Annotated in this window: 20 protein-coding genes and 1 pseudogene; 9 read left to right on the top strand and 12 right to left on the bottom strand. The window is 72.6% G+C overall.

The window, feature by feature from the left end:
- Nucleotides 1-30: 30 nt before the first annotated feature.
- The 3 genes and pseudogenes from AC0665_RS25225 to AC0665_RS25215 all read right to left on the bottom strand — a co-directional run.
- Nucleotides 31-504: pseudogene (locus AC0665_RS25225) on the bottom strand (glycosyltransferase); the annotation flags it as partial.
- Between the two features lie 187 nt (nt 505-691).
- Nucleotides 692-2110, bottom strand: a complete 1419-nt coding sequence (locus tag AC0665_RS25220; protein WP_468409878.1) for a HEAT repeat domain-containing protein — start codon at nt 2108-2110, stop codon at nt 692-694.
- A gap of 300 nt (nt 2111-2410) precedes the next feature.
- Entirely contained in the window at nt 2411-2803 is a 393-nt protein-coding gene (locus AC0665_RS25215; protein ID WP_468409880.1) for an ankyrin repeat domain-containing protein, read from the bottom strand.
- Between the two features lie 295 nt (nt 2804-3098).
- Here AC0665_RS25215 and AC0665_RS25210 point away from each other — a divergent pair, with 295 nt between their 5' ends.
- Entirely contained in the window at nt 3099-3293 is a 195-nt protein-coding gene (locus AC0665_RS25210) for a hypothetical protein (RefSeq protein ID WP_030843336.1), read from the top strand.
- A 52-nt stretch (nt 3294-3345) separates the two neighbouring features.
- The gene (locus AC0665_RS25205; RefSeq protein ID WP_478705814.1) at nt 3346-5424 is read left to right on the top strand and encodes a hypothetical protein; all 2079 of its coding nucleotides are present in this window, start codon (nt 3346-3348) and stop codon (nt 5422-5424) included.
- Nucleotides 5425-5456: 32 nt separating this feature from the next.
- On the opposite strand, the gene AC0665_RS25200 is transcribed toward AC0665_RS25205, so the two are convergent.
- On the bottom strand, nt 5457-6956 hold the full coding sequence (locus AC0665_RS25200) for an SCO1417 family PLP biosynthesis transcription factor (RefSeq protein WP_468409884.1): 1500 nt from the start codon (nt 6954-6956) through the stop codon (nt 5457-5459).
- A gap of 100 nt (nt 6957-7056) precedes the next feature.
- Here AC0665_RS25200 and yczE point away from each other — a divergent pair, with 100 nt between their 5' ends.
- The 4 genes from yczE to AC0665_RS25180 all read left to right on the top strand — a co-directional run bounded on the left by yczE (nt 7057) and on the right by AC0665_RS25180 (nt 10509).
- Entirely contained in the window at nt 7057-7710 is a 654-nt protein-coding gene (gene yczE / locus AC0665_RS25195) for a membrane protein YczE (RefSeq protein ID WP_478606337.1), read from the top strand.
- Complete coding sequence (locus AC0665_RS25190; RefSeq protein WP_478705813.1) at nt 7707-8474, top strand: glycerophosphodiester phosphodiesterase family protein; 768 nt, start codon at nt 7707-7709, stop codon at nt 8472-8474. The genes yczE and AC0665_RS25190 overlap by 4 nt, the downstream gene beginning before the upstream one ends.
- A 47-nt stretch (nt 8475-8521) precedes the next feature.
- Nucleotides 8522-9868 carry an MFS transporter gene (locus AC0665_RS25185; protein ID WP_478606342.1) on the top strand — a complete coding sequence of 449 codons (1347 nt, stop codon included), beginning with the start codon at nt 8522-8524 and terminating at the stop codon, nt 9866-9868.
- 266 nt (nt 9869-10134) lie between these two features.
- Nucleotides 10135-10509, top strand: a complete 375-nt coding sequence (locus AC0665_RS25180) for an RNA polymerase-binding protein RbpA (protein WP_003977404.1) — start codon at nt 10135-10137, stop codon at nt 10507-10509.
- Nucleotides 10510-10671: 162 nt separating this feature from the next.
- Here the strand turns inward: AC0665_RS25180 and fxsA are convergent, their stop codons facing one another.
- The 4 genes from fxsA to AC0665_RS25160 form a co-directional block, all read right to left on the bottom strand.
- Nucleotides 10672-11235, bottom strand: coding sequence for an FxsA family membrane protein (fxsA, locus tag AC0665_RS25175; RefSeq protein ID WP_478606345.1), 564 nt, complete (start codon nt 11233-11235; stop codon nt 10672-10674).
- Nucleotides 11236-11324: 89 nt separating this feature from the next.
- On the bottom strand, nt 11325-12128 hold the full coding sequence (locus AC0665_RS25170) for a polyprenol monophosphomannose synthase (protein WP_468409893.1): 804 nt from the start codon (nt 12126-12128) through the stop codon (nt 11325-11327).
- 534 nt (nt 12129-12662) lie between these two features.
- Complete coding sequence (locus AC0665_RS25165; protein WP_478705812.1) at nt 12663-14264, bottom strand: amidohydrolase; 1602 nt, start codon at nt 14262-14264, stop codon at nt 12663-12665.
- 85 nt (nt 14265-14349) lie between these two features.
- Nucleotides 14350-14790 (bottom strand): Lrp/AsnC family transcriptional regulator, encoded by a 441-nt coding sequence (locus AC0665_RS25160; protein WP_004002750.1) that lies wholly within the window; start codon nt 14788-14790, stop codon nt 14350-14352.
- Between the two features lie 269 nt (nt 14791-15059).
- On the opposite strand from AC0665_RS25160, the gene AC0665_RS25155 reads away from it, so the two are divergent.
- Complete coding sequence (locus tag AC0665_RS25155; RefSeq protein WP_468409896.1) at nt 15060-15494, top strand: hypothetical protein; 435 nt, start codon at nt 15060-15062, stop codon at nt 15492-15494.
- A gap of 384 nt (nt 15495-15878) precedes the next feature.
- Here the strand turns inward: AC0665_RS25155 and AC0665_RS25150 are convergent, their stop codons facing one another.
- Complete coding sequence (locus tag AC0665_RS25150; protein ID WP_468409898.1) at nt 15879-17051, bottom strand: acyl-CoA dehydrogenase family protein; 1173 nt, start codon at nt 17049-17051, stop codon at nt 15879-15881.
- A 331-nt stretch (nt 17052-17382) separates the two neighbouring features.
- Between AC0665_RS25150 and AC0665_RS25145 the strand changes: the two genes are divergently transcribed.
- The gene (locus tag AC0665_RS25145) at nt 17383-18648 is read left to right on the top strand and encodes a glycoside hydrolase family 18 protein (protein ID WP_478705811.1); all 1266 of its coding nucleotides are present in this window, start codon (nt 17383-17385) and stop codon (nt 18646-18648) included.
- A gap of 48 nt (nt 18649-18696) precedes the next feature.
- On the opposite strand, the gene AC0665_RS25140 is transcribed toward AC0665_RS25145, so the two are convergent.
- The 3 genes from AC0665_RS25140 to AC0665_RS25130 form a co-directional block, all read right to left on the bottom strand.
- On the bottom strand, nt 18697-19353 hold the full coding sequence (locus AC0665_RS25140; protein ID WP_478606350.1) for a TetR/AcrR family transcriptional regulator: 657 nt from the start codon (nt 19351-19353) through the stop codon (nt 18697-18699).
- A 75-nt stretch (nt 19354-19428) separates the two neighbouring features.
- A complete protein-coding gene (locus AC0665_RS25135; RefSeq protein WP_468409904.1) occupies nt 19429-19569 on the bottom strand; it encodes an SCO1431 family membrane protein in 141 nt (46 codons plus the stop codon).
- Nucleotides 19570-19660: 91 nt separating this feature from the next.
- Nucleotides 19661-21040, bottom strand: a complete 1380-nt coding sequence (locus AC0665_RS25130) for a peptidase C39 family protein (protein WP_478705810.1) — start codon at nt 21038-21040, stop codon at nt 19661-19663.
- Nucleotides 21041-21234: 194 nt separating this feature from the next.
- Between AC0665_RS25130 and AC0665_RS25125 the strand changes: the two genes are divergently transcribed.
- A complete protein-coding gene (locus AC0665_RS25125; protein WP_478705809.1) occupies nt 21235-21891 on the top strand; it encodes a uridine kinase family protein in 657 nt (218 codons plus the stop codon).
- Nucleotides 21892-22158: the final 267 nt, after the last annotated feature.

Here is a 22158-nt window from a genome sequence, read left to right as displayed (position 1 = left end):
AGAGACCCGTCGGGCCCCGTCCGCCCGCTCCGCCGCCGACAGTGCGGCGAGCGCGGCCGACACCGCGGCCGGGGCCCGTGGGATGCGCCGCCAGGCGGCGGCCTCTCCGGCGCCCATGTACGTACGGGCGTAACCGGCCAGGTCGGTCTGGTAGACGGCGACGGCGGGGATGCCGAGGCGGGTGGCCGCTGCCATGCCGCGCACGCCCAGGACGAAGGGGCCGGCGAGGTGGACCACGTCCGGACGGTGCCCGATGACAGTGGCGGCCAGGCGGCGGCTGGGGAGGGCGACACGGACCTGGGGGTAACCGGGGAGCGGGAGGGAGGGGACGTGGACGACGGGGCACGGTGCGAAGGCGTCGGGCTTGTGGCCGGGCGCCGGTGCCGGGGCGACGACGACGGGGGCGTGACCGCGATCGACGAGGTGCCGGGCGGTCTGGAGCGCGCAGTGGGCCACGCCGTTCACATCGGGGGGAAAGGATTCGGTCACGATGACGACACGCATACCGGTGTTGTCGCCGTACCGGACGTGGCCGCGTCGACGGGGACCTTTCCGCACGAGGAACGTCCCGTGAGCGTTGCGATGCGCACCCGCGCAGGTCGGGCCGTGTCCATCCCGCCCTGGCCCGTGAGTCGTCCCCTGTTCACCCTGGCGGCGCGGGTCCGCCTCGGCATCCCGTCGGGGTGGGGGGTCACACAGCGGTCTCCTCGGGACCGATCCTGCTGCGTACGGCCGTCTGCACCTCGGCCTCCTCGGCCGGGTCGGCGGCGAGCCTGCGCAGTCGCTCGACGACGCGGGTGTCGCCGGTCTCGGCGTGCCGGGCGGCGATCTCGCGGGTGGTCTCCTCGCAGTCCCACAGGCACTCGACGGCGAAGCCGGTGGCGAAGGAGGGGTCGGTGGCGGCGAGGGCCCGGGCGGCCCGGCCGCGCAGATGGGAGGAGGCCGTCTCCCGGTACACGTGACGCAGCACGGGGGCGGCGCAGGCGATGCCGAGCCGGCCGGTGCCGTCCACGAGGGTCCACAGGGTCGGCGCGTCGGGCCCTTCGCCCCGCACGGCCTCCCGCAGCGCCGCCAGGACCAGGTCGCGGTCCTGCGCCCCGCCCCGGCAGGCCAGGACGCGTCCGGCGGCGGCGCCCAGCACGTCCGGCCGCCGGGCCCAGCCGCGGGCCCGGTCCACGGCCGCCATGGAGCGCATCCGTTCGAAGGCATCGACGGCGGCGTCCACCACGAGCGTCGAGCCGGTGGCCACGGCGCCCTCGATCAGGTCGAGGGCCTCGAGATCGTTGCCGTCGGCGAGATACCGCAGGGCCGTGCACCGGGCCCCGTCGAAACCGTCCTTCGCCGCCCGGACGATCTCGGCCCGGTCCTCGGGCCCCGCCACGGCGGTGAGACAGCGGGCGGCCGGCACATGGAGAGCGGCCCCGCGCTCGATACCCTGCTGGGCCCACTCGAAGACGGCCTGCACACTCCACCCGGGGCGGGGCCCGGACGGCCGCATCTGCCGCTGCCAGCGGTCGAAACTGCCCGTCTCGTGGGCGGCCCGCACCCGCGTGGCGACGGATGCGCGCGGATCCTCGGCCCACAGGCGCCACGGCCGGGGCTCGAAGGCGTCCCGGACGGTGGCGGCCAGCTCGGCGTCGCCCTCCGGACCGGCCGGGAACCGGGCGAGGACGGGGGCGGCGAGGGCGCGCAGGCCCGCGTCGTCGTCCCTGAGGGCGAGCTCGTCGAGGGCCCAGGCCCAGTTGGAGCCGTGGGCGGCGTACCTGCGCAGCAGTTCGAGGGCGTCCCGCCTGCCGTAGGAGGCGAGGTGCCCGAGGACGGCGAGGGCGAGCCCGGTACGGGACTCGTCGCCGTCAAGGACGTCCTCGGCGCCGAAGAGGTGGGCCTCGACCTCGTCCAGCTCGCCGTTCAGGTCGAGGAAGAGGCGGGCGTAGTAGAGGGAGCGGTTCTCCACCTGCCAGTCGTGGCGGGGATCGCGCAGCACACAGTGGTTCAGCGCCGCCAGCGCCTCGGGGCGCGGGGCGGTGAGCGCGTGCAGCGTGCCGTCGCCGCGGCCCCGCTGGAGCAGGCCGAGCAGCGTACCGCTGGGCGCTATGACCGGATCGAACATGGGAAACAGCCTCACATCAAGCGTCGACGCAACCGGGGACGTGTACTACCTGGCCGCGCGACAACACGTCGGAGTGTCCGCCGTTTCCTGCTTGCTGTAGACCATCTTCCTCTGCCTCTCGTCGGTGGCCCTTGCGGACCGCGTCACGGCCCGCGCGGTGCGGCAACCTCTGCCCAACCATCACGTCCGTGAACCACGTCGTCATGATGACTCGGCACTCTCGTCCGCCGCGACCGAAATTTCGGCGGCCCTGTACCGCCTCCCCCGTTTTCGGTGTCGTTGCTGGTCAGCCCGGTCGGCTCAGTGCTCGCCGAACAGTTCGAGCAATTGGGTCCGGCCGAACATCCGGGCGGTGTCGACCGCCGACGGCGTGCCGGCGGACGGGTCCGCGCCGCCCTCCAGAAGTGCCTTGATGACGTCCGTCTCACCCTTGAAGACGGCACCGGCGAGCGGGGTCTGGCCTCGGTCGTTGATCCGGTCGGCCTCGGCGCCGCGCTCCAGCAGCGCGCGCACCGCGTCGGCGTGGCCGTGATAAGCGGCGAGCATCACGAGCGAGTCGCCGCGGTCGTTGGTGAGGTTGGCCGGAACACCCGCGTCGACGTACGCCACGAGCGCCTCGGTCTGTCCCCGCCGGGCCAGATCGAAGATCTTGGTCGCCAGCTCCACGACCTCGGGGTCGGGGACTTCGGTCATCGGCCGGACCGCCTCTCCACTACGTCTGTTCAGGGGCGTACGCCTGCGAGGGCGCAGCCGTACGAGTGAATCGCCAGGGTACTGGCTCGCGCGGCACATGACCCGATGTGCCCGAGGTAAAGATCAGCACAGACCCGGACCAGCGCGACAACCCGGCCCGACCGGACCCGGGACCACACCACCGCAAGGGCGAAATCGTCCAGATTTCACCCAGTTGCACCTTTTATCGTATGGATACAAGCTGTGAGCCTGGAAGTACTCATGGTGACTGTCCCCGCGAACCAGGAGACCTCAAATGATCCTCTCCATCTCAGGCGTGGTCCTGCTCGGCATCGTCGTCTTCATCTTCTTCCGCAAGGACGGACTGAAGGCGTCGCATGCCGTGGTCGCCATGCTGTTCGGCTTCTATCTGGCGAGCACGGCCATCGCCCCGAGCATCAAGGCGGGCGGCGAGAGCCTGGCGAGCCTCCTCGGCGGAATCAAGTTCTGACGAGGCCGTCCCCCGTACGCATCCCGCCCGTACGCACTCCCTGGAGGCAGTAGTGGCCCGGCGCCCCCTCCCCCGCATTCTGAGCAACGGCAGCGCGCAGCTCGCCCGGAGCCGGGAGCTGGCCCGGACGGCCGCCGACAGCGCCACCGACGTCCTCCACCCGCTGATCACGATCACGCGGGGTCTGCGCCGGCTGGCAGCGGCCGGGCGGCGCAGATGGACCGAGACCCCCAAGGAGCGGCGGGGGGCGCTGCTGTTCCTGGTGGCCTCCGTGGTTCTGGTCGTGGCGCTGGCGCCGTACGGGCCGCTGCTCGCCGCCATCACCCTGATGGCGGCGGCGGCCTGGCAGGGCCGGGACCGCTCCACGGCGGCGTCCGACGGGCCGGACGAGTCGCAGTCCGAGCGTCTGAAGTCGCTGTACGAGGCGCTCGTGCCGTACTTCTCCACCGCCGAGGACCCCGAGCCGCTGTACTCCCACGGCGGCGCGTGGGACAAGGCCTTCCCCACCTACGCCTTCGACGGCGGCGGCCGGATCTCGCATCTGGTCGTCCGTTACCCGGCCTACTTCACCGACGGTGAGGCCGAGGCCCGCGCCCGGATCGAGCACCTCCTCGCGGCCAAGTCGGGCCGGGGCCGTGAATACCACTTCACGTGGGACGAGGAAGGCAACCAGTTGACGGTCGGCGTGCTCCTGCCGCTGCCGGTCGACATCGCCGCCCAGCGTTTCGTCACCACCCCCGGCGAGACGGTCCTGGGCTTCACCGACCCCACCCGGGTCCAGCGCACCCTCCCCGTCACCCAGGGGGAACGGCAGCGGGACGTGCCGCCGGTCGTCTGGCGCACGGGCCTGCGCTCCACCGAGCCGCACCTGCTGGCCCTCGGCCAGCCCGGCAGCGGCACCTCCACGCTGCTGCGGTCCATCGCCCTGCAGGCCCTCCGGCACGGCGACGTGGTGATCGTCGACGGCGGGGGCACCGGCGAGTACGCCTGCCTCACCGGCCGGGACGGCGTCCTCGCCGTCGAGGCCGGGCTCGCCGGGGTCACGGCCAGCCTGGAGTGGGCCGCGACCGAGACGGAACGCCGCCTCATCGCCGCCAACCGCGCCCACGCGGCGGGCCACCCGCCGCCCGACGACACCAAGCGCCCGCTGTGGATCCTGCTCGACCGCCCGACGGCCTTCACCCATCTGGCCGCCGCGGACGGCCGCAAGGATCCGCAGTCGCTCCTCCAGATCCCCCTCAGGCACGGCCGCCCCGCCAATGTGACGGTGGTCGTGGCCGAACAGCTGGACAGCATGGACGCCCTCAGCGATGCGGTCCGCCAGCACACCCGCGCCCGCGTGGTCCTGGGCCCGGCCACGGCGGACCAGCTCGAGTCGGTGCTGGGCGCGCCCCCGCACACCACTCCCATCGACCAGCTCCCGCCCGGGCGCGGCTACGCCCGCCTGGGCGCGGGCCCCGTCCACCGGCTCCAGGTCCCGGCCACCCCGAACCCCTACGACGACGCGACGCCCGACGCCCTGTGCGAGGCCGTCCTGGACCTCCTCCCGCCCCGGACGACCCCGGCGGACGGGGAGACGATCCCGGAGCAGGACCAGCCGGTGGGCGGGCCGGAGCCGGTACCGGTGCCGAAGGACGAGGAACCGGAGCCGGTGGCGAAGCCGGCCGGGCCCATGGAGGCGGAGCCTGTCGCGGTGGCCGTTGTGGTGGCGGCGTCCTCTGAGCCGACCGCACCGGAGCCGAAGCCCGAGCCGGTGACGGTGCCGGCCGGGCCGACCGCGTCGAGCCTGGTGACAGTGTCCGCCGGGCCGCCCGCGTCGAGCCCGGAGCCGATGGCGGCGCAGACCGGGCCGGCGGCACCGAAGCCCGAGCCCGTGACAGTGTCCGCCGGGCCGCCCGCGTCGAGCCCGGAGCCGATGGCGGCGCAGACCGGGCCGGCGGCACCGAAGCCCGAGCCCGTGACGGCGTCCGCCGGGCCGGCCGCGCCGGAACCGAAGCCGAAGCCCATCGTGGTACGAACCGGGCCGACCGCGCCGGACCCGCAGCCCGAGCCGGCCCCTGGCCCCGGGAAAGGCCCCCTGCCCGAGCCGGTCGCGATCCTGACGAAACCGGCGGACGCGGACCGCTCGTAGCCCCCGGCTGCGGGCGGTCCGCCCCCCCCCTTCTACGCGACGAACGTGCGCGGCGCCTCCGCGCTCCCGACCGCTCCGCTCTCCACCAGCCCCGCGGCCGCGGCCAATCGCACGGCCGCCTCCTCGGCCACCGCGCCCCCCACGGTGAACGGCAGCCGCACGTACCCCTCGAACGCCCCGTCCACCCCGAACCGCGGCCCGGACGGCACCCGCACTCCCACGCGCTCCCCCGCCTCGGCCAGCCGCGACCCGGACAGACCCCCGGTGCGCACCCACAGCGTCAGCCCGCCCCGCGGCACCTCGAACTCCCACCCGGGCAGCCTGCGCCGTACCGCGGCCACCAGGTCGTCCCGGTTCGCCCGGGCCTGCTCCCGCCGCACCTCCACGGCCTGCTCCCAGCCGCCGGTCCCGAACAGCCAGTTCACCGCCAGCTGCTCCAGCACCGGCGTACCGAGGTCGGCGTACGCCCGTGCGGCGACCAGGCTGCGGATCACGTCCGGCGCGGCCCGCACCCACCCGATCCGCATCCCGGCCCAGAAGGCCTTGCTCGCCGAGCCCACCGTGATCACCGTGGACCCGGCCGGGTCGAACGCGCACACCGGCCGCGGCATCCGCACGTCCGCGTCGAGCCACAGCTCGCTCATCGTCTCGTCGGCGATCAGCACGGTCCCCGCGGACCGCGCCGCGTCGACCAGCCGCCGGCGCTGGTCCTCGTCCGCGAGCGCCCCGGTCGGGTTGTGGAAGTCGGCCACGACATAGGCGATACGGGGCGCGGCGTCGCGCAGGACCTGCCGCCAGCGGTCCATGTCCCAGCCGGTGAGTCCCTCGGCCATGGCGACGGGCACGAGCCGGGCCCCGGCCTCGCGCATCAGCTGGAGGATGTTGGCGTAGGAGGGCGACTCGACCGCGATGCGCTCGCCCCGACCGGCGAAGAGGTGGCAGATGGCGTCGATCGCGCCCATCGCCCCGGTCGTCACCATGATCTGCTCGGGCATGGTGGGGATGCCGCGCGCGGTGTAGCGCTCGGCGATCATCGCCCGCAGCGCGGGCAGCCCGGCCGGATAGTCGCCGTGGGTGTGCGCGTAGGGCGGCAGTTCCTCCAGGGCGCCCTGGACGGCCCGGGTGAGCCAGGGTTCGGGCGCCGGCAGGGCGGCACAGCCGAGGTCGATCATCGAGCCGAGGGCCTCCGGCGGCAGGGGCTCCAGCCCTCGCGCGGGCAGCGGTTTCCCGGCCGGGACGGCGGTCCAGCTGCCCGCGCCGCGCCGGGACTCGAGGAAGCCCTCGCCGCGCAGCGCCTCGTATGCGGCGGCGACGGTCGTACGGCTGACGGACAGGGACAGGGCGAGTTCGCGTTCGGCGGGCAGCCGGGCGGCCACCGGGACGCGCCCTTCGAGCACCAGCAGGCGGATGCCGTCGGCGAGCGCGCGGTAGGCCGGCGGCCGGCGCGTACCGGGTCCCGCCGGGCGGTCCTGCTGGGATTGGAGGAGCCGGGCGAGCTGCGCCGCCCCCACGGCCGAAGTCCACTCCGCCATCGAAATCAGTCCACCTTCCCCGGATTGGCCATGGATGGCCTCTCCATCCAAGCCACATCGTGACATGCATCAGTCCACTACCACCACAGGGGGGCACATCATGTTCACGCGAGGGGTCTTGGCCCGGCGACTCGTCCAGCTCTACGCCGGTCTGGCGCTGTACGGCGTGAGTTCGGCGCTGCTGGTCCGCTCGGGGCTCGGCCTGGAGCCGTGGAACGTGCTGCACCAGGGCCTGTCCGAGCGGACCGGCCTGTCGATCGGCGTCGTGCTGACCCTGCTGGGCGCCGCGGTGCTGCTCGCCTGGATCCCGCTGCGCCAGCGGCCGGGCCTGGGAACGATCTCCAACGTGCTGGTCATCGGCATGGCGATGGACGCGGCGCTGGCCCTGATTCCCGACGCGCACGGCATGGCACCGCGCATCACGCTGATGGTGGTGGGGATCGTCCTGAACGGCGCGGCGACGGGCCTGTACATCGCGGCGCGCTTCGGCCCGGGTCCGCGCGACGGTCTGATGACCGGACTGCACCAGCTCACGGGCGTCTCGGTCCGGGCGGTCCGCACGGGCATCGAGCTCACGGTCGTGGCGACCGGCTTCGCCCTGGGCGGCACCGTCGGGATCGGCACCCTGCTGTACGCGCTGGCGATCGGCCCCCTGGTCCAGGCGTTCCTGCGCGTGTTCGCCGTGCCCGCGGCATCCGGCGGCAGCACGGTCGTTGCCACCGCTCGACCCCGAGGGGCGATACTGCGTCCGTGACCTCGCGGATACGCCACCCCTACCTCGACCATCCCGGCCCGATCGCCTTCGCCCACCGGGGCGGCGCCGCGGACGGCCGGGAGAACACCGTGCGGCAGTTCCGGTGTGCCGTCGAGGCCGGTTACCGCTACATCGAGACCGACGTCCACATCACCCGGGACGGCGCACTCGTCGCCTTCCACGACGCGACCCTGGACCGGATGACGGACGGGGCCGGCCGGATCGCCGACCTGCCCTGGCAGGAGGTGCGGCAGGCCCGGGTGGCGGGCGAGGAGCCCCTCCCCCTCTTCGAGGAGCTGCTGGAGACCTTCCCCGAGGTGCGCTGGAACGTGGACGTCAAGGCCGAGGCCGCGCTGCTGCCCTTCCTGGACCTGGCCGGGCGCACGAACTCCTGGGACCGGATCTGCCTGGGCTCGTTCTCCGAGGCCCGTGTGGTGCGCGCCCAGCGGCTGGCCGGCCCGCGCCTGGCCACCTCGTACGGCACGCGGGGCGTGCTCAACCTGCGGCTGCGCTCCTGGGGGCTGCCGGCCGCGGTGCGCCGCTCGGCGGTGGCCGCGCAGGTCCCCGAGTCCCAGTCCGGCATCCAGGTGGTGGACCGGCGCTTCCTGGACGCCGCACACGCGCACGGGCTCCAGGTGCACGTGTGGACCGTCAACGACGCCGAGAGCATGCACCGGCTTCTCGACCTGGGCGTGGATGGCATCATGACCGATCACATCGACACGTTGCGCCAGGTCATGGAGGACCGCGGCGTCTGGGTCTGAGACCCGGGGCCGTCCCTGCGCGCGTTCACGGGGAAGCGAGGGCACGGGTGGGCCACGACACCGTGCGGACACCACCGGCCGACGAGGCCGCACAGCTGAGGCGCGAGCAGCGCGGCTGGTACGTCTACGACTGGGCCTGCTCCGTCTACTCGACGAGCGTGCTCACCGTGTTCCTGGGCCCCTACCTGACCTCGGTCGCCAAGTCGGCGGCCGACGCCGACGGGTACGTGCACCCTCTCGGCGTCCCGGTACGGGCCGGGTCCTTCTTCGCGTACTCGGTGTCCCTGTCGGTGATCGTGGCCGTGCTGGTGATGCCCCTGGTGGGCGCCGCCGCCGACCGCACCGGGCGCAAGAAGCCCCTGCTCGCGGCCGCCGCCTACACCGGCGCGACGGCCACGGCGGCCATGTTCTTCCTGGACGGCGACCGTTATCTGCTCGGCGGCGCACTCCTCGTCGTCGCGAACGCCGCGCAGTCCGTGGCGATGATGCTCTACAACTCCTATCTGCCGCAGATCGCCCCACCCGAGCAGCGGGACGCGGTCTCCTCCCGGGGCTGGGCCTTCGGCTACGCGGCGGGCGCGCTGGTCCTCGTCGCCGATCTGGTGCTGTACACGGGGCACGAGCGCTTCGGCCTGTCCGAGAGCGCGGCGGTCCGCATCTGCCTGGCGTCGGCCGGGCTGTGGTGGGGCGCGTTCGCCCTCGTCCCGCTGCGGCGGCTGCGCGACCGCCGGACCGTCGGCCGGGAGGCGGCCCTGCCCGGTTTCCGGCAGCTCGCGGCGACGGTCCGCGACATGCGCCGGCATCCGCTGACGCTGGCCTTCCTGCTCGCCTACCTCGTCTACAACGACGGCATCCAGACGGTGATCTCCCAGGCGTCGGTGTACGGCTCCGAGGAGCTGGGCCTGGGTCAGTCCACGCTCATCGGCGCCGTCCTGCTGGTGCAGGTGCTGGCGGTGGCGGGCGCGCTGGCCATGGGCCGGCTGGCCCGGGTGTACGGGGCCAAACGCACGATTCTCGGCTCGCTGGTCGCGTGGACGGTGACGCTGGCGGCCGGGTACTTCCTGCCGGCCGGGGCTCCGGTGTGGTTCTTCGTCCTGGCCGCCGGGATCGGCCTGGTCCTCGGCGGCAGCCAGGCGCTGTCCCGGTCCCTGTTCTCCCATCTGGTCCCGGCCGGCAAGGAGGCCGAATACTTCTCGGCCTACGAGGTGAGCGACCGCGGCATGAGCTGGCTGGGACCGCTGCTGTTCGGGGTCACCTACCAGCTGACCGGGAGCTACCGGGACGCGATCATCTCGCTGGTGGCGTTCTTCGTCCTCGGGTTCGGGCTGCTCGCACGCGTTCCGGTGCGGCGTGCGATCGGCGAAGCGGGGAACCCGGTTCCGGACAGGATTTAGCACTGAACGCGAAAGGGCTGTAGTGTACGCGTTTGGCCTGCCAGGCGTACCGTTACTGCGCGTCAAAGATGCCGAAACGCTGGGTTACATCTGTTATCAGATGTGACAAACCGGGCGCTGGTGGGTACAACAAGGGCGGCTACGACGGCGACGCACGACCCGGAACGGGACTCGGAACGGGAATCTTTACCGCCGACCGGACGTTGACCGGATGACGACGACAGCGACACCTGTCCTGTGGGCGACAAGCCCGGGAGGCACGATTCATGAGTGAGCGAGCTCTTCGCGGCACGCGCCTCGTGGTGACCAGCTACGAGACGGACCGCGGCATCGACCTGGCCCCGCGCCAGGCCGTGGAGTACGCATGCGAGAAGGGGCACCGCTTCGAGATGCCCTTCTCGGTCGAGGCGGAGATCCCGCCGGAGTGGGAGTGCAAGGTCTGCGGTGCCCAGGCACTCCTCGTGGACGGCGATGGCCCGGAAGAAAAGAAGGCCAAGCCCGCGCGTACGCATTGGGACATGCTGATGGAGCGGCGCACCCGCGAGGAACTCGAAGAGGTCCTCGAGGAGCGTCTGGCGGTTTTGCGCTCCGGTGCGATGAACATCGCTGTTCATCCGCGCGACAGCCGCAAGTCGGCATAGTCCTACCAAGGTCTGGCCGAAGTAACAGCGCATCAGAAGACCGCGGGCGCCGTACGAGAGTACGGCGCCCGCGGTCTTCCGCGTGCGCGCTGCCACCGGCACCGCTCGTCCGAGCCCCGGACGTCCCGGAGCCCGGACGCCTGGGCCCGGGCCCCATACGGCTCAGTGGGTCAGCGGCGGTCGCGGAGCGTCCTCCGGCTCGTCCCTGATGACCTCGCCCTGGACGACCTTGCCGTCGGGCTGGTGCATCCGGGCCTGCTGGAAAGCGCCGCTCAGGCTGCCCTCACGGGCCTGACGCAGCTTGCGCTCGAAGGTGCGCTCCGCGGTGCGGCTCACGGCCTTCTGCACCGGCGGCAGCAGCAGGAGCAGGCCCACCGCGTCCGACACGAGGCCGGGGATGATCAGGAGCAACCCGCCCAGCATCATCAGGCCGTTGCCCTCGCTTCCCGACCGGTCCTCGGGCAGCACCCCGCTCTGCTGCTGTTGCAGGGCCTCGGAGAGCTTGCGGAAGGCGCGCCGCCCGGCCCGCTTGATGACGACCGAGCCGAGGACGAGACCCGCCAGCAGGACGAGGAGGACCACCAGGGCGCTGCTCGCCCCGGCGACCATGGAGAGCAGCCAGATCTCCAGCACGAGCCACGCGGCGACGCCCAGCGGCAGCAACGTACGCAGCCGGGAGCGCCGGGGCCGGGCAGGGGACAGCGGGGTCTGAGCGCCAGTCGTCATGCCTCCAGTGTGCCTGGCCCCGGCTCAGCACGGGATAAGGCCGCCACCAGCCGTTTCCGTGAGCGGCTGCCGGAGGGACGGGCCTGCGGCTACCGCTTCTGCGGCTTGCCGACGCGCCCCGTGACCTTGCCGACCCGCTCCCCCACACCCCACGCCGTGACCCGCCACAGCGCCTCGACGAGGATGTCGCGGCTCATCTTGGAGTCGCCCAGTTCACGCTCGACGAAGGTGATGGGCACCTCGATCACGTGGTAGCCGGCCTTGACCGCGCGGCGGGCGAGATCCACCTGGAAGCAGTACCCCTGCGAGGCGACCTCGTCGAGGCCGAGGCCCTCCAGGGTCTCGCGGCGGAAGGCCCGGTAGCCGCCGGTGATGTCGCGCAGCGGCAGATCGAGCGCGAGCCGGGAGTAGAGACTGCCGCCCCGGGAGATCACCTCGCGGGACTTGGGCCAGTTGACCACCCGGCCGCCCGGCACCCAGCGCGAGCCCAGTACCAGGTCCGCGCTCTTGAGGGCGGTGAGCAGGCGGGGCAGCTCCTCGGGCTGGTGCGAGCCGTCGGCGTCCATCTCGATCAGCACGCCGTAGTCGCGCTCCAGACCCCAGCGGAAGCCCGCGAGGTAGGCGGCCCCCAGGCCCTCCTTGCCCTTGCGGTGCAGCACGTGGACGTGGTCGTCCTCGACGGTCAGCTCGTCGGCGAGCTTGCCCGTGCCGTCCGGGCTGTTGTCGTCGGCCACGAGCACGTGCGCCTCGGGGACGGCCTTGCGTACCCGGCCGACGATGCTCTTGATGTTCTCCGCCTCGTTGAAGGTCGGGATGATCACCAAGGCCGTGCCGAGCGGGCCGAACTTCCTCCCCTGGGCTCCTGCCGCGAGGGTTCCGTCGCCGTCGTTCACTACTGCCCCTTCATGTCCATACGCAGAGGTCCACCATAGTGGGCTCGGCCTGCGCCGACGCGACGGGACGTTCGAATCGTGGTGTCGAATCCGCAAGACGCGGGTAAGAACGCGCTTCCGGGTGCGCGTGTGCGGCGGATGGGGGCCCGGCGCCCTTCGGGCCGACCTGGGATCCGCCGGCTGCGGATCGACCGAAAGCCGTTGTCTACTGAGCGTCCGGGCCCCACCCGGGTCACACCTCCCCGACCGGCCGGAACGTTCCCTCGGCGCTGCGCCGGCCTGAGCCTGGCTCCCAGTGGCGGTGCCCCGGTGCGGCACACCGTCCCTGACCCGGCGGCGCCGCGGCGAGTGCTCGGACGTTCCCCGGTCGGGCGTCCGGTGGTGGACTCGGCCGAACCTACCGGCCTCCTGCGGCCGCCTGTCAACAGCCGTCCGACCTGCGCATCGTTCGGCAAAGCGCTGGTCAGCGCGGAGGATACGCAGGTCGCGCGCCGGGGGCGCGGCGCGCGACGTCATGCGCGCCACCCCCGTAGATCACTCGCCCGGCCGTACGAAGACCGTGCGTCCGCCCACCACGGTGCGCAGGCAGACGGGCAGGTCGCGGCCCGGAGTGAGGTCGGGCAGGCCGGGGGTGCCGGAGCGGGGATCCGTCGACCAGCGCGCCACACGGTCGTCCGGCGCCTGGACGACGAGTTCACCGGTGCGCCAGACGGCGTAGTCGGCGGGGGCGCCGGGGACCAGGACGCCCGCGTCGTCCCGTCCGACGGCCCGCCAGCCGCCGCGCGTGTGCGCCGTGAACGCGGCGCGCACGGAGACACGGTGCTCCGGCGTGCGGTGGAAGGCGGCGGCCCGGACCGTGCCCCACGGGTCGAGCGGGGTGACGGGGCTGTCGGAGCCGAAGGCGAGCGGGACACCGGCGCGCAACAGGGCCGCGAAGGGGTTGAGGGCGCGGGCCCGCTCCCCGCCCAGGCGCTGTGCGTACATGCCCTCCTCGCCGCCCCACAGGGCGTCGAAGGCGGGCTGCACGGAAGCGGTGAGGCCGAGTTCGGCGAAGGCGGCGATGCTCTCGGGGGTGAGCATCTCGGCGTGCTCGACGCGGTGCCGGGCCGCCCTGATCCGGGCGAGGCCGAGCGTCTCGGCGGCGGCGCGCACGCCCTCCACCACGGCGTCCACGGCCGCGTCGCCGATGGCGTGGAAACCGGCCTGGAGCCCCGCCTCGGTGCAGGCCACGACGTGCGCGGCGACCGCGGCGGCGTCCAGGTAGGCGGTGCCGGTGTGCGCGGCGTCGGCGTACGGCTGGTGCAGACAGGCCGTGTGCGAGCCGAGGGCACCGTCGACGAACAGGTCCCCCGCGGCTCCGGCCGCGCCCAGCTCCCGTGCCTTGGCGACGTCCCGCTCGGCCCAGTAGCCGACCACGCGCGGCCCGGGCTGCGCCGCGGCGAGGCGCAGCAGGCCGGTGAAGTCGTCCTCGGAGGAGATCTCCGGCCCGGCGCACTCGTGGACCGTGCCGATGCCCAGCGAGACGGCGTGCGCGAGGGCGGCGCGCTGCGCCTCGGTGCGCTGCCCGGGCGTCACGGCGGCGAACGCGGCGGCGCGCACGGCGTGATGGGCGTCGGCGGTGAGCGGACCGTCCTGACGGGTGACACCGGGAACCAGGTCAAGCAGGGCGGTGCTGACGACAGCGGAGTGGACGTCGATCCGGCTGAGGTAGAGGGGCCGGTGCCCGGTGGCCTCGTCGAGTTCGGCTCGCGTCGGGGGGCGCCCCCCGGGCCAGCGGGCGGCGTCCCAGCCGTGCCCGAGCAGCACAGGGTCGCCGGGGCGGGCGGCGGCGAAGTCCCGTACGAGGGCGAGGGCGGCCTCCAGGGTGGGGGCGCCGGAGAGGTCGAGCCCGGTCAGGCTCAGGCCCGTGGCGGTCGTGTGCACATGCGCATCGGTGAACGCCGGGGTGACCAGCGCCCCGTCCAGGTCGACCACCTCGTCGACCCCGTCCGCGAAGGCGTCGGCGGCCCCTTCGGACCCCACCCAGGCGATCTGTCCGCGCTCCACGACCATCGCGGTGGCGAAGGGGTCGGCGGGGCTGTGGACCTCTCCACGACGGAGAAGCACGGTCTTGGGCGGGGTGGTGGACTCACTCATGGAGCACAGTCTCACAGGGGCGGGGGCGACACCCTCATCAGGGGCGCGGGGAACCGCGCGGACGCCCCCGCGCGCCGACCGGCGGTCAGATCCGCGGCGGTCGCGCCTCGTACGGCGTGGACAGCACCACCGTCGTCCGCGTGGACACCCCCGCCAGCGACCGCAGCCGGGCCAGCAGTTCCTCCAGCTCGTGCGGCGTCGCCACCCGCACCTTGAGGATGTAGTTCTCGTCCCCCGCGACGCTGTGGCACGCCTCGATCTCCGGCACTCCGGCGAGCCGGTCGGCGATGTCGTCCGGCGCGCTGGGGTCGAACGGCTTCACCGAGATGAAGGCCGTCATCGGCAGGCCCACGGCCTCCGGGTCGACGACCGCGGCGTAGCCCCGGATGACACCCCGCTGCTCCAGCCGCCGCACCCGCTGATGCACGGCCGACGTGGACAGCCCCGTGGCCTTGCCCAGGTCGGTGTAGCTCATCCGCCCGTCCTTGACGAGCAGCTGCACGATCTGTCGGTCCAGCTCCTCCATGGCGCAAGAACCTACAGGGCGGTTGATCTCCTCCGATACCTGAGCAGCCCGGGTCATGCCCGGTTCGTGATGTGACCGGCGGCCGGGTGTCAGCCGTCCGGGGGACAAACGCACCGCAGCGGACACCCGGGCCGGGCATGTGACGAACGCCACATGCCTCGAACAGGCTCCGTGATGTTCTCGTGATTACCCCCCAGGGGGGACGGGAAGTGCTTGCTGTGGCCGAGGCCGCAGTGCCTGATACGGCCCAGTCCGAGGGGGAGAACCCAATGCAGAGTCTTAAGCGCCCTGGTCGCACCGCACCCAAGCGGCAGCAGCTCGTCATCGAGCCCGAGCCGGAGGGCGTCGAACCCGACGCCTACGACGACGAACTCGACGACTACGACACGTTCGAGATGTTCCGGGTCGTCTGCCCGGACTGCGCGCAGCCCATCGCCCTGCTGGCGGACGAGGAGGTCCTGCCGGAACACGCGATGTGCGCCTCGCCGTGGAACCCCTTCGGACTCACGGTCTGCGCCGGAACCGGCCGCAGGGCCACGGACGCCCGCCCGGCGGACGAGTCCGTCGAACCGCAGGAGCAGGACACCGCCCTGCTGTTGACGCTCCCTCAGGGGCTCGACTGGCGGACCCAGCCCTTCTCCCACGTCGGCGGACCGGGCTCGCGCCCCATCAGGGTCCCCGTCATGCGCCGCCAGGCGGCCTGAGCGCGGGCCCTCTTCCCCGCCCGCTCCCTTCCCTCAGCTGCCCCGCGCCACGGCCGCAGACCGCCGTGGTGCGGGATCAGTGCGTCCGGGGCCGCCGGGAGCCGGGCGGCGGTGAACGCACGCCCGATTCCACCGTCCGGTGACCTGTCCGGGCTCTGCCGCGTTGCCCTGGTATGACCCCCATCTCCTCAGCGACCGGGCGTCAGCGCCTCCTGTACGTCCCGCCGCCCGCAGAATCGGTTCGGCCGACTCCGCCCCGCTACCAGGACCCGCCGATCTACCGCGACTTGATGCGCGCGTGGGCCGAGCGCGGCCGCACCCTGCCGGGTCGTCACGACCCGGAGTGGATGCGGCTCGCGGCCCCCTGGCGGGGCCTCGACCAGTTCAGCGTCCCTCTGGACCCACGAGATGGCGGGCGATGACCATGCGCTGGATCTGGTTGGTGCCCTCGACGATCTGCAGCACCTTGGCCTCGCGCATGTAGCGTTCGGCCGGGAAGTCGGCGGTGTAGCCGTAGCCGCCGAGGATCTGCACGGCGTCGGTGGTGACGCGCATCGCCGTGTCGGTGCAGTGCAGTTTGGCCATGGCGGCCTGCCGTGCGAACGGCCGGCCCGCGTCCTTGAGCCGGGCCGCCGCGAGGTAGAGGGCGCGGCCCGCCTCGATCTGCGTCGCCATGTCGGCGAGCATGAAGCGCAGCCCCTGGAAGTCGGCGATCGGCTTGCCGAACTGGCGCCTCTCGGCCGCGTAGGCCAGCGCCTCGTCGAGCGCTGCCTGCGCCACGCCGATCGCGCAGGCCGAGATGCCGAGCCGCCCCGAGTCGAGCGAGGACAGGGCGATCGCGAAGCCCTGGCCCTCCTCCCCGATACGCCGGTCGTCGCCGACCCGGACGCCGTCGAAGTGGACCTGCGCGGTGGGCGAGCCCTTCATGCCCATCTTCTTCTCCGGCGCCGCGGCGCTCACGCCCTCGGCGTCGCCCGGCACCAGGAAGGCCGTGATCCCGCGCGGGCCCTCCTCGCCGGTGCGGGCCATGACCGTGTAGAAGTCGGCGATGCCGCCGTGGGTGATCCAGGCCTTGGTGCCGGTGATGACCCAGTCGTCGCCGTCCCGCACGGCCTTGGTGCGCAGGGCCGCCGCGTCCGAGCCGGAGTGCGGCTCGGAGAGACAGTAGGCGCCGAGGAGGCCGCCGCCGAGCATCGCGGGCAGGTGCTCGACCTGCTGCTCCTTGGTGCCGTAGGCGGCGAGGGCGTAGGAGGCCAGGGAGTGGACGCTGACGCCGAGGCCGACGGTGAGACGGGCCGCGGCGAGCTCCTCCAGCACCTGGAGGTAGACCTCGTAGGGCTGGTCGCCGCCGCCGTACTCGGAGTCGTAGGGCAGGCCGAGCAGGCCGGAGCGGGAGAGCAGGGTGAATAGCTCGCGCGGGAAGCGGCCGGCGTCCTCCTCCTCTGCCGCCTTCGGGGTGATCTCCTGCTGCGCGATGTCGCGCACGAGCGAGATCAGGTCCCGGGCCTCCTCCGTGGGCAGTTGTCGGTCCACCGGCTGCGGGGCGCGGTCGGGCATGGCGACGCTCTCCTCCCTGTCGGGCACTGGCGGACGGGCCCATGGGTGGGGGCGACGCCGCCGGGTCGTTCTGGTGCCTGGCCGATGCTTGCAGTCCCGGGTCTCGGACGCTGCTGACCAGCGGCTGTGCGCTGTGAGTATGCCCGATCGGAGGCATCCCGTCACCAGTTAACGACCGCTTACTTCAAGAAAGGGCCGGGCGCATCCCGGGAGGCGAAATTGGTCCGAACCATTGACCCAACTGGTCTAGTCCTCCTACTGTTTCGCTCCACCGATTCACCGCGTTCATGCCAATCGGCGAGCGTTCCCTCTCCCCACGAGGAGACACCGGATGCACACCCCCCACCCTTCCCGCTTCCGGGCCATCGTGTCCGCGGCCTGCTGCGCCGTCCTCGGTGCCGGTCTGCTGGCCGGCGCGGGCACCTCCGCCTCCGCGGCGACCTCGGCTCAGGAGGCCGCCGCAGACGTCGAGGCCGCACCGCAGGCCGAGGCCGCCGGTTCCAAGGTCCTCGGGTACTTCACCGAATGGGGCACCTACGACCGCAAGTACCACGTCAAGAACATCGAGACGTCCGGGTCGGCCGGCAGGCTCACCCACATCAACTACGCCTTCGGCAACGTCACCGGCGGCAGGTGCGCCATGGGTGACGGCTACGCCGCCACCGACCGGGCCTACACCGCCGCCGAGTCGGTCGACGGCAAGGCCGACACCTGGGACCAGCCGCTGCGCGGCAACTTCAACCAGTTGCGCAAGCTGAAGCAGAAGCACCCGAACCTCAAGGTCCTGTGGTCCTTCGGCGGCTGGACCTGGTCGGGCGGGTTCGGCGAGGCCGCGAAGAACCCGGCCGCCTTCGCCCGCTCCTGCTACGACCTGGTCGAGAACTCCAAGTGGGCCGACGTCTTCGACGGCATCGACATCGACTGGGAGTACCCGAACGCCTGCGGAGCCACCTGCGACACCAGCGGCAAGGCGGCCTTCAAGAACCTGATGCAGGCGCTGCGGACCACGTTCGGCCCGAAGAACCTCGTGACGGCGGCGATCACCGCCGACGCCACCCCGGGCGGCAAGATCGACGCGGCGGACTACGCGGGCGCCGCCCCGTACGTCGACTGGTACAACCCGATGACGTACGACTTCTTCGGCGCCTGGGACGCCACCGGGCCGACGGCCCCGCACTCGCCGCTGACCTCGTACGCCGGGATCCCGAAGGCGGACAACCACACCTCGGCGACCATCGCCAAGCTCAAGGGCCTCGGCATCCCCGCCTCGAAGCTGCTGCTCGGCATCGGCTTCTACGGCCGCGGCTGGACCGGTGTCACACAGTCCGCCCCGGGCGGTACCGCCACCGGCCCGGCTGCGGGCACCTACGAGCAGGGCATCGAGGACTACAAGGTGCTCCGGACCAAGTGCCCGGCGACCGGGACGGTGGCCGGCACGGCGTACGCCAAGTGCGGCGGCGACTGGTGGAGTTACGACACTCCGGCGACCATCGGGACCAAGATGACCTACAAGAACCAGCAGGGTCTGGGCGGCACGTTCTTCTGGGAGCTGAGCGGCGACACCGCCAACGGTGAGCTGATCAAGGCCATCAGGTAACACCCGGAGAGGGGGGCGGAGGTCCGCGCCGGACCCTCCGCCCCTGTGTCACACGCCCCGGCGGGCGGGCCGCGGGGCCGGGTAGGACGGGTCGAGCTCCTCGATCGCGCGCAGCGCACCGCCGAGGGTCTTCACCAGCAGCTCGCACATGGTGGCGCGGGGCAGTTCGGGGCGGTCGATCCACTCGAGCGTCGCGCCCTCGACGCTGCACACCCAGGCCAGCAGCCCCATCCGCGCCAGCGGCGCGATGTCGACACGGCCGTAGACGCCTTCGGCGATGGTGGTCACGACGGCCTCGCGCACGCCGTCGCGGATGGCGTGCACCTCGGTGTCGAAGCCGACCCCGCCGCTGACGATCGTGCGGTACGCGGCCTGGTTGTGCTCGGCGTAGTGCAGGTAGCTGTCGATAGTGCGCTGGAGCCGGTCGACCGGGGGCAGTTCGGGACCGCTCGCCGCGAGGGTGAGCAGGTCGGTGACCGAGTCCTGGACGATGGCCAGGTAGTAGCCGCGCTTGGAATGGAAGTAGTAGTAGATCAGCCCCTTGGCGACGTGCGCCTGCCGGGCGATGTCGTCCATCGACAGGGCGTCGTAGGAGGTGTCGGCGAACAACCTCCGCCCGATGGCGATGAGTTCGGCACGGCGCGCCATCGAGCGCTCGGTGCCGCGGGCTCTGGGACGCGCGGCAGGCTGGGGGCTGATATTCAATTTCGACCCTGGTCTCAACGGGCGGGGTGGGACCTTCGCAGTATGGCAGGCCTCACGCCGGGGCCGTGGGTCAGGTCACAGCAGCCCGAGCTGGGTCACGAGCATCGCCACGACCACGACGAGGGCCCATCCCATGGCGTGCTCGACGATCTTCGGGCCGTCGTCCCGGGGGCCTCCGGTGCGGACGCGGGGGGCGGTGACGGAGTGCGCGGTCATGGCTTCTCGCAAGGTCGGTGGTGCGGACGGACTCCCCCCGAAGTCCTGTCCACCTTGCCACCGCAAGCGGCTTTTGCGGCCGAGAGCTTGCTCACACACGCACGCCCACGGCCGTCAGCGCCTTGCGCTGGGCAGCACTGGGACGCGCGGGGAAGTAGAGGTAGCAGACGCCGCCGGTGCCGGAGACGACCTTGCCGGAGGCGTTGTACCGCTTCGTCCTGAGCCAGATGTTTTCCCACTCGCGTCTGCGGTAGACGCGCCGCACGGCCTCGTTGCTCGCCGAGAACGGGTCGTTGGCGATCACGTCGCCGTCGGCGGTGAACCCGATGACGGTCATCAGGTGCCCGGCGGTGCCGTACCCGGCGCCGGTCAGCTCCTCCTTCAGGAACGACTGGGACGTTATGGCCGGGATGCCCGCCGCGATCAGCGTCTCCAGGTCGGTGAGCGAGCCGAGCCGCGTGACGACACCCTGGAGATCCTTGAAGGTGGCCGCGTAGGCGGCGTTGAACGGCCAGTTGCCGCAGCCCGCGTATTGGTGGTCGTAGGTGTACCGGGCCGCGTGGCAGACCTGGGGATCGGCGTACGACGGATCGACCCAGGCGAGCTGCTTCTCGGTGAGCCGACCGCCCCAGTACTCGATGATCATCTGGGAGGAGGTCGGGCTGCACCAGGCCTCGCCGCCGTTGTCGTACTCGGGGTACTGGCCCTTGTGGATCTCCTGCGAGTAGCGCGGGACGGCCAGTTCCTTCGCCAGGCCGGGCCTGGAAGCCGGGACGGTGAACCGGTCGGGCACGTCGGAGCCCATCGCGCCGAGCCGCCACACGGTGGGGGTGAGCTTGCCGCCGGGCTTGCGGTAGAGGGTCAGGCGCAGCCGGTACGAGGCCAGGCGCAGGCCGGTCGACGGGTCGTCGATCGCCAGGGTGTCGGTCCAGACACTGCTCTTGCCGTCGCTCTGCCCGTCGACCGAGGTGCGCCGGATGTCCTGGTCACCGGCCGCCCAGCGGCCCATCACGTACCAGGGCGTACCGGTGCCGTCGGTATAGGTGCCCTTGATCTCGATCTGGATCCAGGTGCCGGCCGGGGTGTGCGCGTTCCAGGAGACGACGGCCTCGGTGGCGGGGACCGTGAGGCGGTGGACCGGGGAGGTCCAGGTGCCGTACTGCCACGCCGCCGTGGTGCCGGTGTGCGGGTCCGTGTAGTCGGCCGTTCCGGCCGGCTTGCCGATCACCAGGCCGGGGCGGGTGCCCGCGACGGCCCGGGTGCCCTTGGCGGTACCGCCGCCCCAGTCGCCGTAGGAGACCCAGGCCCGGTTGTCGACGGTGCGGGCCGGGACCGCGCGGGCGGGGGCTGCGGTGTCGGTCGTCATGGGTGCCTCGGGGTCGGCGGCCGCCGTTCCCGCGCCGGAGGTGACGGCGGCGGCGACCGCGGCGGCCAGGACGGTTCTGCGGGACGGCTGTTCGGCACTGCGCATGGCGGGGACCCCCGGATGTCGGAGTCGGGCAGGAGCAGGAGCAGGTCCGTGCACGGTAGTCGGATCCGTGCGTGCGCCACATATGAGCACAGCCCGCCGTGTCCTGCCAGCACTTCGACGCGCGCCACGCCCACCAATATTGGCGTCGACCAGTGGCATCCGCCCAGGCCCTCGTCGTTAGAGTGCTGCGCGAGATGAATCCGCCACCTTCCCCCGTACCGGGCCCCGCCGTCCGTGACCTGGCCGCCCGGATCCGCCGCCTCTCCCCCTCCTGCGGCCCGGTCCGGCTGGTCGGCGTCGACGGGCACGCCGGGTCCGGAAAGAGCACGTTCGCCGGGCAGTTGGCCGGGGCGCTGGGGGATGCGCCGGTGCTGCGCCTCGACGACATCGCCAGCCACGACGCGCTCTTCGACTGGACCGGGCGGCTGCGCGAGCAGGTGATCGAACCGCTCTCGCGGGGCGGGACCGCGCACTACACGCCCTACGACTGGCGCGACCGCCGCTTCGGCCCGCCGCTGCCGCTCCCGCCCGCGCCGGTGGTGCTGGTGGAGGGCGTCGGAGCGGGCCGCCGGGCGCTGCGCCCCCACCTGGCGCTGCTGCTGTGGATGGAGCTGACGCGCGAGGAGGCCTGGGCGCGGGGCCGGTCGCGGGACGGGGCGGAGCAGCGGGAGTTCTGGAACGGATGGGTCGCGGCGGAGCGCCGGCACTTCGCCGACGATCCCTCGCGGCCGTTCGCCGACCTTCTGGTGCGGCAGCGCGCCGAGGGATATGAGGTGCTGGCGGGACCTGCCGGGACCGTTGGACCGGACCAGTCCCTCACGCACGGTGACGGACCGCCCGCAGTGTGCTGAACTTGTGAAGAGGCGTGCGGGACAACTTGCCGGAGTGCTCCAACTCCGCTTGACCGCTGGGCCGTACAGGTCTTACGTTCTCAATGAGCGGCATCGGAGCCGCCCACAGACGCGAAGCCCCCGGTTGTTCCCCCGTGATCGGGGGCTTCGTTCTGCCTTCTTGCGGTTCTCCGGCCGCCGCGGGGCGCCGAGTGCTCACCCTGGGTCACCGTGAGCAGTACGCCGCGCCCGTTCCCACCTCGCCGAACGGCCCGTGCGGCCCCCTAC

The organism is Streptomyces sp. NPDC043685 (assembly GCF_056436585.1).
The sequence above is the reverse complement of the archived record's forward strand: the minus strand, read 5'-3'. Positions and strand labels throughout refer to the sequence as shown.